Source organism: Primorskyibacter flagellatus (assembly GCF_048268605.1).
GTDB lineage: Bacteria > Pseudomonadota > Alphaproteobacteria > Rhodobacterales > Rhodobacteraceae > Primorskyibacter > Primorskyibacter flagellatus.
In genome coordinates this window covers 608,050-620,181 of record NZ_JBLWVF010000001.1, presented here as the reverse complement: position 1 = coordinate 620,181, position 12,132 = coordinate 608,050, and the positions used below count along the sequence as shown (strand labels likewise).

Genomic DNA, 12,132 nt, shown 5'->3' with positions numbered 1-12,132 from the left:
TCAGTCTCCATCCGTTGCGTTGAACCCCGCCGACACGCCAAGCGGCACGCCGACCTCATTGGCGATCGCCGGCAGGAGCGCCTTGATTTTCTGTTGCAGGATCTCAACTTGCAGGCGGCCTTGCGGATCTGCCACACCCGCGAAGATTGGATCATCCAGATCGCGCGCGGTTTGCAGTGCAATGTCGAAACCGACATCAATCTGCGGGGTCGGACCGTCGGCAAGCGCTTGTGCGAAACCATGCAAAGATTCGAGTGATAGTATAACATTGCGCAGCGATCGTCCCGAACGATATGCCTCGGCCCGTGTGGGGCGCGGGCGGTCGAACGTGCCCAAAGGCCGACCAAGGCGTTGATCCGCGTTGAGCTCGATCCCCGTCGTCAGCGTGGTGTAAAGCGCCTGTGCTGCCTCGGATTTTGTCAAGAAAGTGGTGTTCCCGGCATCCCCGGCGCTGGTGACGGTCTGGGCATATTCGTCGCGCCATTCTTTAGCTATGGCATCCGCCATCTGCGCCAGATCGGCACTCATCGCCTGCGCGAGCGTACAGGTGTAACTGTCTGGTGCGTAAGCGGAAAATTCCGGCTCGAACAGCACCCGTTCCAGCGCGGCGAAGCCACGACCTGCAATGGAAACGTCGGCAAACTGCTTCGTGGTCTGGGCGGCAGCATCCTTATCCGCGATCAACCTTGCGACGGTGCGCGGCACCAGCCCCCGCGTGTCCGGCCAGAACTGGATCGCCAAGGCGCGCCCGTCTTGTTCGACAGGCCCGATCCGAAGGTAGGAGATCCCCATCCATGCATCGAAAGCAGCTTGAAAGTCGTCCTGCAAGGCATTGGCTGTACAGTCATTCTTTGCAGAGGTAGACAGATTTTCGGCAGCTTCCGAAAAACGTGCCGTCATCGGCAGGATATGGTCGTTCACGGCCTCCGGGACGCCTGCAAAGGCAGGACCGGCGGCGAAGGCAAGGGCAAGGATCAGGCGCATGTCACAGGCTTTCCAAATAGCGGATCAGGGCTTCGCGGTCGGGTTTGTCCAACCCGATCACGGACTCGCGGGCAGTTTCGGCCTCGCCGCCATGCCAGAGGATTGCCTCCAGCAGGGTGCGGGCGCGACCATCATGCAGATACGCTTCGTGGCCGCTGACCTGCCGTGTCAAACCGATACCCCAAAGCGGTGCGGTGCGCCACTCCCGGCCCGTCGCGCGCAGCTCTGGCCGGTTGTCGGCAAGACCTTCGCCCATGTCATGCAGAAGCATGTCGGTATGCGGCCAGATCAGTTGAAAGCTCTGTTCCGGTTGATCCTTCAGCCGCGCGGTGACGAATTTCGGCTGGTGGCAGCTTGCGCATCCGGAGGTGTGAAAGACCTCCTTGCCGCGCAACACCTGGTGATCGTCGATGTCACGTCGGGCAGGGACGCCAAGGTTGCGGCTGTAGAAGGTAACAAGGTCCAGACCCTCGGCATCAATCTCTGTTCCGCGCGCATCGTCATCGCCATGCGGACCCGCCACGCAGGCGTCCTGCCGGGCGGTGCAGTCGCCTGCCGCGTTTGGAAACAATGGGTTGGAGATACCAATATCGCCCGCAAAGGCGCTGGCTGCCTGTTCCAGAACGGAAGGATTGCCGGCTTTCCATCCGAAACGCCCCAACATCGGGCGATCGAACTCGACAGACCAGACCACCTGCGCCTTGCCGGAAATGCCGTCACCGTCACTATCCTCGGGGTCGGCCAGCGCCAGAATATCCTCGGCCGGAATCGCTTCCAGCAGGCCAAGCCCGATCATCTGCGGGGACAGTCGGGCAGAGAGCTGGATGTCCGGCGAAGGCGCGCCATAGGCTGCGTCGGCGATGCTGTAGCTTGGCGACCGCAGCATCACCACTTCGCCATCGTTTAACGTCACCGGGTGTTTCGTATAGGTCACGCGCATCTGCCCCTCGGCGGCGTGGCCAGGAACTGCGAAATCCTGCAATTGTCCGCCATAGACGGGATCGGGACGCGTGTGCGGCGTGGTGTCACCGATGCTGGACAGGTAGGTTTCGATCTTCGAGGGCTTTGCATCGCTGGGCACCGACAGGCGCAGAAACATCGACACATTGCTGTCGTCCGGCCCTTCGGGCGTGTGTCCGCGCCCGTCCTTCAGGTGGCATCGCTGACACGAACGCGCGTTATAGACCGGCCCCAGACCGTCCGACGCGCGGGTCGAGGAGGGCGAAGAGACCCACAACTTGCGGAACAGCCCGTTGCCCAGCTTGAAGTTCAACTCGTCCTCAAAGCTGACATTGCCGGATGGCAGGGAAAACGCATCCGATGTGTCACGCGCCCGCACGGTGGCGGCACCGCCGGGATTGGCCTCAAACGGTTCCGGCACCGAGAAATCGGTGGGCGGTGCGACGGCGCGGGCGATCCGGGCGATTTCAGCGTCGGTGCGGGGCAGGGTGGCCAGCGGGTGATCCGTCGGCAGTTCTGCCAGCCCCGCGAAAGGCACCAAGGCAAAAGCCAGTGATGTAAGAGCCAGACGAGACGTCATGTGGTGATCCTGTCGGGGCGGCCCAGTCGCCGCCCCGTTTGAGCCGTTTACTGAAAGACTGCGTCCGGATCGTCAAGGCTGTCGGAGCCTTCGATGCCGACGCCGTCCAGACCGAGCGCGGTCACTGCGCGCTCAATCCCGCGGGTCTGGTTCACCAGTGCGTCAACCGCGCTCATGATCAGGGCTTCGCCGGCGTCATTGCCACGCGCCAACATCTGATCATAGCTGGTGCCAGCCTCGGCCGTGGATTTGATCGCGGCCAGACGCGCCATGGTTGCATCAAGCTGCGTGCGCAAGCCTGCGTCAACATCCGCATCGGCCTCGGCGACCAGATCGGACAGGCTCTCGCCGCTCACGATGCTGCCATCGACGCGCGTGTAATGCCCGGTATAGACGTTTCGGATGCCAAGCCCGTCATAGAAATGGCTGTTATGGGTGTTGTCGGAAAAACAGTCATGCTCTTCCTCGGGATCGTTCAGCATGACGCCCAGCTTCATCCGCTCGCCCGCCTGTTCGCCGTAGGACAGACTGCCCATCCCGGTCAGCATCGCCACCAGCCCGGCATCTTCATCCGCCGTCAAAGTGCTTCGCGCTTCGCCGTCTGCGCCCCATTGCGCCGCCATCCATTCCAGATCGGAGAGCAACAGATCGGTCGCTGCGCGCAAGTATTCGCCGCGCCGGTCACAATTGCCATTGGTGCACTCATCGCCCGTGGCGTAATCCGTCCACGGCCGGTCACCCGCGCCATGATCCGTGCCGTTCAGATCCTGACCCCAAAGCAGAAATTCCACGGCATGATAACCGGTTGCGACATTTGCTTCGACCTGATCGGCCTCGTGCAGCGTGGTTTCCAGAAGCTCTGGCGTTATCGCGGTCGCGTCAATTTCCTGACCTGACAGGGTAAAGGTCGGCTGCGCAATTACGTTCAGTACTGCATAAGGGTTTTCATCGGTCGGCCCGGCATCATCGGCGACATAGTCGATCAGGCCTTCATCCAGCGGCCAGGCATTTACCTTGCCTTCCCAGTCGTCTACAATCGCATTCCCGAAACGGAACACCTCTGTTTGCTGGTAGGGCACACGCGCGGCAATCCAGGCTTCACGGGCGCCGGTCAATGTTTGGGCAGACGGCTTTTCCAGAAGCGCATCGATGGCATCCGACAGACGCTGTGCGGTGGTCACGCTGTCCTCGTACCCGGCCTGTGCGATGTCGGCATAGGTGTTTAGAACGTCAGCCTTGCCGGCCATCAGCGGCGTGGAAAACGCGGCCAAGGCGCAGGCGGCGGTCATCGTGCGTATCATCATAGTCTTTCCTGTCGGTTCGCGGTGGGCTTGATTGGATTTCTGGCCAAGTTACTGACAAAAAGACTAGGATAAGTCAATCCGACAAGAACAATCAGGATTGTGGCTGTTCAGGTCAGCCCCTTGTCAGCCGGTATTACCGCGGCTAACCATTTACCTCGAAACGCGAGGGCGACATGAAAATATGCGCATTGACAATGGTTTACAAAGACTATTGGGCTTTGGGTGTCTGGTATCGGCACCACGCGCAACTGTTGGGGGCCGACGCGCTGTATATCGTGGCGCATGGTGCCGATCCAGAGGTACAGCGGATCTGTCCGGGCGCCAGTATCTGGACGATTCCGCGAGATGACCTCAGCTATTTCGACCGGAAGCGTTCGGAATTGCTGAACGCGTTTCAGGCAGGACTGCTTTCCAGCTATGACTGGGTGATCCGCACGGATGCGGACGAGCTGATCTGCGCCGATCCCGCTATCGGGTCGCTTCAGCAGATCTTTGCCGCAGCGGGCAGGGTGCCCGTCCTTACCGCGCTTGGCCTTGATCTGGTCGAACAGCCCGAGGACAGGCCCTTGCGGGACGGGCTTTGGAAAGCGCAGAAAAATGTTTCCTTTACAGGACATTACAGCAAGTCTTTCGCGCAGTCCAGGCCGCTCAAACTGACATTGCACGGCACCAAGGTACCGCCACGCAGACTGGCGGATTTTCCCTTTGTGATGCCGGAGGGGCTTTATCTGGTGCATCTGAAATATGCCAATCTGGACGCGTTGGAAACGGTCAATGCCGACCGCGTTGCAATGTCAAACGCAGGACAAAAAGGATTGCCCGGCGCGGGTTGGCGGGAAGCCTATGCAGATGCGGCGCAGTTTCTGGCCAGTTTCCGGGCCAAGCCCGTGCTGCCGTGGCACAAGGCGCGCGCAAAGGCATTTCGTGCGCTTTCCAACGATCCCGCACGCAGCGAGCGTCTGGGCCTTGTCAAAGCGCGCGCGTTGAAATTTCCGTTTCGCACTGTGCTGCCTGATTGGTTCGAAACCTTTGAGTAATAGCGGATGAAGTAGTGAGAACCGGCCAGCACAAACACTGGACAATATCGGCATTCCGGGGCATTCAGACGCGCCAAGTCAAGGAACGGAGAACAGCATGGCCGACGGAACTTTTGCAGTATTGACCCTTGCGCTCGGGCTTTGGAACATGTCGCAAAACCACTGTCCGAATGAGGGCTGTCTCGCTTACAATCAGGTGCCGTCATATACTGCCATCTCTGGCGGTGGCGTGTATTTCCAGGACGAGCATGTGGACGAAGAAATCTACATTCGCCGCGATACGCGCAAGGCGCATGGTCCGTTTCAGATGATCTATGGTCTATCGGTCACCGGGCGCGGCGATGCCTGGGCCGGTTTGGGACATGCCTATACGATGAGCAACCGCAGCCAGAGCGCCTATATGCAGCTTCACGCGATGACCGGTCTGTATCTGCAAGGTGGCGGCCCGGATCTTGGTGGCCCGATCGAATTCCGGTCCGGTATCGAGTTTGGCCTTCAAGGACGCAGCGGCGCGCGGTTCGGTCTGGCCTACGATCACCGCTCGAATGCCGGGTTGTACGGCGACAACCTTGGGCTTGAGACGATCCAGTTGCGTGTCAGCATTCCAACGAACTGAACGATACAGAGCGAGGCATGGCTCTTACGGCGGCTTATGGACGAAATGTCCATTCAGGCTGCAATTTTATGTCATGCGCATCACCAATATTTACATAATACTGATTATGCGAATGATATATGAGCGATAGACCCATTCCATTCTGGATCATCTGCCATACCAAATGAATGTCGAACGAGATCTCTAACCCAGCGCGTAACCTGCACCCCGAACCGTACGCAGAGGATCTTTGCCGCCATATTGACACAATGCTTTGCGCAGACGTCCGATATGAACGTCAACGGTGCGCGTATCGACATAGATGTCCCGGCCCCAGACCCGATCGAGAAGTTGTTCACGCGACCAGACCCGGCCCGGCTTTTCCAGAAAGGTCGCCAGCAGCCGAAACTCTGTCGGACCCAGTTTCAGCGGTGCTTCTGCGCGTGTGACCTTGTGGGTTTCGGCATCCAGAAGGATATCGAGATATTCCAGACGCGCGCCCATTGTCGCGGGCCGTGTCCGGCGCAGCTGCGCGCGCACCCGCGCCATAAGTTCTACCACGGAAAACGGCTTTACGACATAGTCGTCAGCGCCGGTTTCCAGCCCGCGGACCCGGTCCACCTCTTCGGTGCGGGCCGACAGCATGATGACCGGAATGCTACGGGTATCAGAGCGGCTTTTTATGCGGCGGCAAACCTCGATCCCCGAGACGTTCGGCAACATCCAGTCCAGCACCACGAGGTCCGGCACCTCTTCCGCAACAAGCAGCATCGCCTCTTCGCCGTTCTCGGCGACGGCGACGCGAAACCCTTCAGCCTCCAGATTGTAGGACAGGATTTCACGTTGTGAGGCTTCGTCCTCGACCACGAGTACTGTTGGTTGTGACGCGCTCATCCTAGTCTGGCTCCGCTTCGGGGTTATATTTCATATCCGAGGATGTGACATCCGCTTTTGGTCGCGATCCTTCCGGCGTTTCCCCGGTGACGTAGAACAGCACCTGCTCGGCGATCGCGGTGACATGGTCGCCCATGCGCTCGACGTTCTTGGCGATGAAATGCAAATGCATGCAGGCGGTGATATTGCGCGGATCCTCCAGCATGAAGGTCAGGAATTCACGGAACAGCGTGTTGTACATCTCGTCGACCTCGCGGTCGCGCTCGATCACGTCGCGTGCAAAATCGGGATCGCGCTGGATGAACGCATCCAAAGCATCCTTCAGCATCGCCTCGACCTCGCGCGTCATGCGCCGGATCGACCCGGTTGCGCCGGAAATCTGCGTTAGCTGTCCCAGCACGTCAGAGCGTTTGGCAAGGTTCTTCGATAGATCACCTATCCGTTCCAGGTTCGAGGTCATCCGCATGATCGCCAGCACTGTCCGCAAATCGACGGCTGTTGGCGCGCGAAGTGCTATGAGGTTGGCAACCTCGTCGTTGATCTGCTCGTCCAGCGCATCAATGGCGGCATCGCCGCGACGCACCTTTTCCGCCAGTTCCTGATCGCGGCTTTCCAGCGCTTTGGAAGAGTCGACGATGGACGCCTCGACCAGCCCCCCCATCTTCAGGATTTTCGCATGGATCGAGTCCAGATCCCGGTCAAAAGCCGATGCGATATGTCTGCTGTCGTTCATGGTTCTATCCGATCCGGCCAGTGATATAGCTTTCGGTGCGGCTGTCTTCGGGATTGGTGAAGATCTTGACCGTGTCACCGAACTCGACAAGATTGCCGAGATGAAAGAATGCGGTCCGCTGGCTGACCCTTGCGGCCTGCTGCATGGAATGTGTGACGATCACCACCGAATACTGCTGGCGCAATTCGTCGATCAACTCTTCGACTTGGGCCGTGGCGATGGGATCCAGCGCCGAACAAGGCTCGTCCATCAGCAAAACCTCGGGTTCCGTGGCAATGGCGCGTGCAATGCACAGGCGCTGCTGCTGCCCGCCGGACAAGCCGGTGCCAGAGGCATGCAACCGGTCCTTGACCTCTTCCCAGATTGCACCGCGACGCAGGGATTTCTCAACGATTTCATCGAGATCAGCCTTGTTCTTTGCCAGTCCGTGAATGCGCGGACCGTAGGCGATGTTGTCGTAAATCGACTTCGGGAACGGGTTGGGTTTCTGGAAGACCATGCCGACCTTGGCGCGCAGTTGCACCGGGTCGACACGCTTGTCGTTGATATCCTCACCGTCGAGCAGGATTTCGCCCTGCACGCGGCAGATGTCGATCGTGTCATTCATCCGGTTGATACAGCGCAGAAACGTCGATTTTCCGCAGCCCGAAGGCCCGATGAATGCGGTGACGGTATTGGCTTCGATGTTCACATTCACGTCCTTGATGGCGTGATTGTCGCCGTAATGAACTTGAACGTCACGGGCTGTAATCTTGGCGGTTTTCTGGTTCAAGGTCGTCTCCAGAGATTTAGGCGCATCGTACATGTTTGGTCTCCGTTTACCAGCGACGCTCAAAGCGGCGGCGCAGGATAATCGCGATAAGGTTCATCGAAAGCAGGACAACCAGCAGGATGATGATGCCCCCCCAGGCGCGTTCGTAATAGGCCGGGTCGGCGCGTTTTGCCCATTCGTAAATCTGTGCGGGCATGGCAGAGTTCGGATCCAGAAAGCCCGACGCGATCCCGTCGGGATAGTTCGACGCAATGTAGCCTACCATCCCGATCAGCAAGAGCGGCGCGGTTTCCCCGAGCGCCTGCGCCAGCCCGATGATTGTCCCGGTCAGAATGCCAGGCGCGGCCAGCGGCAAGACATGGTGAACCACGGACTGCATCTTCGAGGCCCCAATGCCAAGCGCTGCATCCCGGATCGAAGGCGGCACGGCCTTCAGCGACGCTCGGGTCGAAATGATGATCGTCGGCAACGTCATCAGCGTCAGCACCAGCCCGCCGACCAGCGGCGCGGATTGCGGCAGATGCGCAAACTGGATGAACACGGCAAGGCCCAGGATACCAAACACGATGGACGGCACCGCCGCGAGGTTCGAGATATTCACCTCGATCAGATCCGTCCAACGGTTCTGTTTTGCAAACTCCTCCAGATAGATAGAGGCCGCGACACCGATGGGCAGCGACAGAACAAGCACCACCATCATCATGAACAGCGAGCCCAGAATCGAAACACCCATACCGGCTTGTTCCGCTCTGCTTTCGGATGCATCCGCGCCAGTGATGAAGCTGAGGTTGAAACGTTTCTCGATGACACCTGCGTCTACCAGAGCATCAGTAAGGTCCAGATGTTCGGCATCTATGCTTTTGTCACGGATAACGCTTTCGCGGGATACACGACCTTTGAGATAGCCATCGACACGCGACGACGCGAGGATGCGAAACTCGACCGTATCGCCGATCATGTCTGGGTTCTCGATCACCACATCACGCACCTGCGCCGCAGCAGACGCCGATGTCAGCGCCTTCAACTCGCTGGCTTTGCTCAGAGGTGTCTCGATACCGCGATCTGTTACTTCGGCAAAAATCGCGTTTTGCAGAAGCGGTGTGTAGCCAAAGGTCGAGACCTTCTTGATGTCATCAATGTTGCGGTTGCCATTCTTGTCCAGCTTGGCTGGATCAAGGAAAACCTGCGTGGTGATGAACGTCTGTTGAAACGCCCCTTTACCGTTCGCGATGATGGCGCTCAGAAGGACTGTCAGGAAGATAAGCCCGGTCGCGATGGCGGCGATGCCATACATGCGAAATCGCTTTTCGGCGGCGTTACGCTTTTTTGTACGGGCATCAAGTGTGATGAGCGAGCCGTGGCGTGGCGCAGGTACACGTCCGGGCGGGGTAAAGCTTGCGTCGGTCATTCGTACTGCTCCCGGTATTTGCGCACGATGTAAAGTGCCAGCACGTTCAGCGCCAAGGTCAGGATGAAAAGGTTCATGCCAAGGGCGAAGGCCACCAGCGCCTCGGGCGAGGCGAAGTCACTGTCGCCGGTCAATTGGCTGACAATCTTGGCGGTCACGGTCGTCATCGCCTCAAACGGATTGAGCGAAAGCCGGGCCGCGGCCCCTGCCCCAAGCACCACGATCATCGTCTCGCCAATCGCGCGCGACGCGGCCAGAAGAACAGCACCGATAATGCCCGGCAAAGCGGCGGGCAGAACAACCTGCTTGATGGTTTCGGATTTGGTCGCACCCAGCCCGTAAGACCCGTCGCGCATCGACTGAGGGACAGAGTTGATGATGTCATCCGACAAGGAACTGACAAAAGGTATCAGCATGATGCCCATCGTGATGCCTGCTGTCATCACCGCGCGTCCGCCTTGCATCCAGCCAAGACCGTCATCGCCGAACACAGTCAGCAACATCGGGCCAACGGTCAGCAAGGCAAACAGGCCGTAGACAATTGTTGGAATGCCCGCCAACAGCTCAAGCATTGGCTTGGCAAAGCCCCGTACGGTCGGGCTGGCATATTCGGACAGGTAAATGGCGGCAAACAGACCAACCGGGACCGCGACGATCAAGGCCACAAGCGAGATGTAGAACGTACCCCAGAGCAGCGGCAGAATGCCCAGACTGGACGCGCCACCACGGCCGGAAAAGCTGGGTGCCCATTCGAACAGCGTGTAGAAATCCGCCGCCGGGTATAGACGGAAGAATTCCCAGGTGTTGAAGATCAGCGAAAAGACGATGCCTACGGTGGTCAGGACAGCGATCGACGCGGCTGCAATCAGCAGCGCCTTAACGACCTGTTCCACCACGTTGCGTGCGCGGAAATCGAAATGGCTTTCTCTGACACCCCACAGCAATCCGGCCAAGGCAAACGCCACAACGGCAATCGACATGATAAGATCGCCGGACGCTTTCATGATCCGGTAATGCTGAGCCGCGGCAAGCACCGGCTGGGTGATGCCCGATGTCACCACCTGACCCGCATCCTTGAGAAGCTTGGTGACGTCGGTGGTGTCTACCCGCAAATTGCGCGTCGCATCATCGTCGATCAGGCCGGCGGCAGCGATGCTGTCAAGGCCGTTGGCCGTACGACGAACCTCGGCCATCACCAGACCGCGGCTTGACCCTTCGGAAATCTCGGCTTGCGGGATCATCTTTGACACAACGCTGTTGACGTAGAATGGCTGTGCCAGCAGCCAGACCACCAGCAAAAGCAACGCCGGTATGATTACCTTCAGCGCCGCGTTCCAACCGTAATAGGACGGCAGTGAATGCAACCGGCGAATGTCCCCTCCGGCGCTGTTCAGCGCCCGGGACCGGCCCAGGATATACCCGACCGCCGCAAGTGCGAGCACCACAATCACGAGCCAGAAAACAGGCATAAGCCCCCCAGTGTGTTTGTCAGTTCAATAGGTCAAACGAAGAAATGGGGGGCGGCCACGTGTTCCGCCCCCCGGCAGTCAGGCAGACGTCTGATTACATCTCTGCGCTCATGGTCTGTTCGTCGGCAACCGCGTTCTGCGTGTCGGCCAGTTCCGGATCGGAAACCAGACCATATTCGGCCAGCGGGCCATCCGGGCCTGCGATCTCGTCCGCGACGAAGAATTCGGCAAACTCTTTGAGGCCAGGGATCACACCGATATGAGCTTTCTTCACATAGAAGAACAGCGGACGCGAGACCGGATATTCGCCGCTTGCGATGCTTTCGGTGGTCGGTTCGACACCGGCCATTGTCGCAACTTTCAGCACGTCGGTATTGTTCTCGTAGAACGCCAGGCCGAACACGCCGATGGCGTTGGAATTGGCGTCGATCGAGGCCAGCGTTTCGGTATAGTCGCCGTCAATGTCAACGGAGCGGCCGTCACTGCGCACTTGGAGGCAGGCATCTTCGGCGGCATCTTCATCCATGCCGCCCGCGATCATCGCTTCCATTGCGCCGGTTTCTTCACAGCCAACCGCGATCACCTTTTCCTCGAACACTTCGCGCGTCCCGTGCTTGGTGCCGGGGATGAATGCAAGGATTTCGTCATCCGGCAGATCAGCGTTGAAATCGGACCATTTTGTGTAAGGATTGTCGACCAGCTTGCCGTCAACCATGACCTTCGGCGCCAGGGCGTTGAAAATGTCGGACTGGGTAAACTCGGCATATGCCGGGCCAGTCAACTGGCTGGCAAAGACGATCCCATCATAGCCGATGCGGACTTCGACGATGTCGGTCACGCCGTTTTCGGCACAGGCCTGAATTTCCTTTTCGCGGATCTTGCGCGAAGCGTTGGCAATATCTGTGTGCTCTTCGCCAACACCCTGGCAGAAACGCTTGAGCCCGGCCGACGATCCGCCCGATTCCACGACAGGTGTCGGGAAGTCGAAGTTTTCGCCAAAGGCTTCGGCCACGATCGAGGCATATGGCAGCACGGTCGAGGAACCTGCAACTTGTACCTGGTCACGCGCCGCAGCGGCTGTGGCGGAAACGGCAGCAATCGCCAGTGCAGAGGCGGTTAGTTTTACGGAAGACATAGGTGGCTCCTGTTTGACAAAATTCGCAGTCATCCTCGTGATGACCCTGAGCGACGACATAAGACGGGCACGCTATGGTTTTGTGACAAGTTCGTAACGGTTTTATGACATTGACGGCGCTGGGGGTTATGCGTTGCAGTGCATCGCTCAAGTATTTGATAATGCATAATTAAAAGTGACTTCATTCATATTTCGAAAGTCAGAAACTTGATCTTCTCAAGGGAATGCACCGCAAGAATTTCGGCAATATCGCCGGATGCG

At 58.7% G+C, this 12,132-nt stretch carries 11 protein-coding genes; 2 read left to right on the top strand and 9 right to left on the bottom strand.

From position 1 onward, the window contains the following. From ACN0WV_RS02945 to ACN0WV_RS02935, 3 genes are read right to left on the bottom strand one after another with little or no spacing between them, the layout of a single operon-like run. A complete protein-coding gene (locus ACN0WV_RS02945; RefSeq protein WP_417603699.1) occupies positions 1 to 984 on the bottom strand; it encodes an imelysin family protein in 984 nt (327 codons plus the stop codon). A 1-nt stretch (position 985) separates the two neighbouring features. After that, positions 986 to 2,524 carry a di-heme oxidoreductase family protein gene (locus ACN0WV_RS02940; protein ID WP_417603697.1) on the bottom strand — a complete coding sequence of 513 codons (1,539 nt, stop codon included), beginning with the start codon at positions 2,522 to 2,524 and terminating at the stop codon, positions 986 to 988. 47 nt (positions 2,525 to 2,571) lie between these two features. After that, complete coding sequence (locus ACN0WV_RS02935; protein ID WP_417603695.1) at positions 2,572 to 3,825, bottom strand: imelysin family protein; 1,254 nt, start codon at positions 3,823 to 3,825, stop codon at positions 2,572 to 2,574. Between the two features lie 197 nt (positions 3,826 to 4,022). Between ACN0WV_RS02935 and ACN0WV_RS02930 the strand changes: the two genes are divergently transcribed. Further along, positions 4,023 to 4,865, top strand: a complete 843-nt coding sequence (locus ACN0WV_RS02930; protein WP_417603693.1) for a glycosyltransferase family 2 protein — start codon at positions 4,023 to 4,025, stop codon at positions 4,863 to 4,865. Positions 4,866 to 4,962: 97 nt separating this feature from the next. Continuing rightward, a complete protein-coding gene (locus ACN0WV_RS02925; protein ID WP_417603691.1) occupies positions 4,963 to 5,481 on the top strand; it encodes an acyloxyacyl hydrolase in 519 nt (172 codons plus the stop codon). 183 nt (positions 5,482 to 5,664) lie between these two features. On the opposite strand, the gene phoB is transcribed toward ACN0WV_RS02925, so the two are convergent. The 6 genes from phoB to ACN0WV_RS02895 form a co-directional block, all read right to left on the bottom strand. After that, positions 5,665 to 6,354 carry a phosphate regulon transcriptional regulator PhoB gene (gene phoB / locus ACN0WV_RS02920; RefSeq protein WP_417603689.1) on the bottom strand — a complete coding sequence of 230 codons (690 nt, stop codon included), beginning with the start codon at positions 6,352 to 6,354 and terminating at the stop codon, positions 5,665 to 5,667. A gap of 1 nt (position 6,355) precedes the next feature. After that, entirely contained in the window at positions 6,356 to 7,087 is a 732-nt protein-coding gene (gene phoU, locus ACN0WV_RS02915) for a phosphate signaling complex protein PhoU (protein ID WP_084350031.1), read from the bottom strand. Positions 7,088 to 7,091: 4 nt separating this feature from the next. After that, positions 7,092 to 7,892: a phosphate ABC transporter ATP-binding protein PstB gene (pstB, locus tag ACN0WV_RS02910; protein WP_417603687.1), complete on the bottom strand. Its 801-nt coding sequence runs from the start codon at positions 7,890 to 7,892 to the stop codon at positions 7,092 to 7,094. A gap of 13 nt (positions 7,893 to 7,905) precedes the next feature. After that, positions 7,906 to 9,267, bottom strand: coding sequence for a phosphate ABC transporter permease PstA (gene pstA / locus ACN0WV_RS02905; protein ID WP_417603685.1), 1,362 nt, complete (start codon positions 9,265 to 9,267; stop codon positions 7,906 to 7,908). Further along, entirely contained in the window at positions 9,264 to 10,736 is a 1,473-nt protein-coding gene (gene pstC, locus ACN0WV_RS02900) for a phosphate ABC transporter permease subunit PstC (RefSeq protein WP_084350028.1), read from the bottom strand. Before pstC ends, pstA begins: the two co-directional genes overlap by 4 nt. A 94-nt stretch (positions 10,737 to 10,830) precedes the next feature. Continuing rightward, on the bottom strand, positions 10,831 to 11,871 hold the full coding sequence (locus tag ACN0WV_RS02895) for a substrate-binding domain-containing protein (protein WP_417603683.1): 1,041 nt from the start codon (positions 11,869 to 11,871) through the stop codon (positions 10,831 to 10,833). Positions 11,872 to 12,132: the final 261 nt, after the last annotated feature.

Excerpts from the sequence above, each read along its gene's own strand:
- ACN0WV_RS02945 (WP_417603699.1), bottom strand. The coding sequence starts at position 984 with ATGCGCCTGATCCTTGCCCTTGCCTTCGCCGCCGGTCCTGCCTTTGCA.
- ACN0WV_RS02940 (WP_417603697.1), bottom strand. The coding sequence starts at position 2,524 with ATGACGTCTCGTCTGGCTCTTACATCACTGGCTTTTGCCTTGGTGCCT.
- ACN0WV_RS02935 (WP_417603695.1), bottom strand. The coding sequence starts at position 3,825 with ATGATACGCACGATGACCGCCGCCTGCGCCTTGGCCGCGTTTTCCACG.
- ACN0WV_RS02930 (WP_417603693.1), top strand. The coding sequence starts at position 4,023 with ATGGTTTACAAAGACTATTGGGCTTTGGGTGTCTGGTATCGGCACCAC.
- ACN0WV_RS02925 (WP_417603691.1), top strand. The coding sequence starts at position 4,963 with ATGGCCGACGGAACTTTTGCAGTATTGACCCTTGCGCTCGGGCTTTGG.
- phoB (WP_417603689.1), bottom strand. The coding sequence starts at position 6,354 with ATGAGCGCGTCACAACCAACAGTACTCGTGGTCGAGGACGAAGCCTCA.
- phoU (WP_084350031.1), bottom strand. The coding sequence starts at position 7,087 with ATGAACGACAGCAGACATATCGCATCGGCTTTTGACCGGGATCTGGAC.
- pstB (WP_417603687.1), bottom strand. The coding sequence starts at position 7,892 with ATGTACGATGCGCCTAAATCTCTGGAGACGACCTTGAACCAGAAAACC.
- pstA (WP_417603685.1), bottom strand. The coding sequence starts at position 9,267 with ATGACCGACGCAAGCTTTACCCCGCCCGGACGTGTACCTGCGCCACGC.
- pstC (WP_084350028.1), bottom strand. The coding sequence starts at position 10,736 with ATGCCTGTTTTCTGGCTCGTGATTGTGGTGCTCGCACTTGCGGCGGTC.
- ACN0WV_RS02895 (WP_417603683.1), bottom strand. The coding sequence starts at position 11,871 with ATGTCTTCCGTAAAACTAACCGCCTCTGCACTGGCGATTGCTGCCGTT.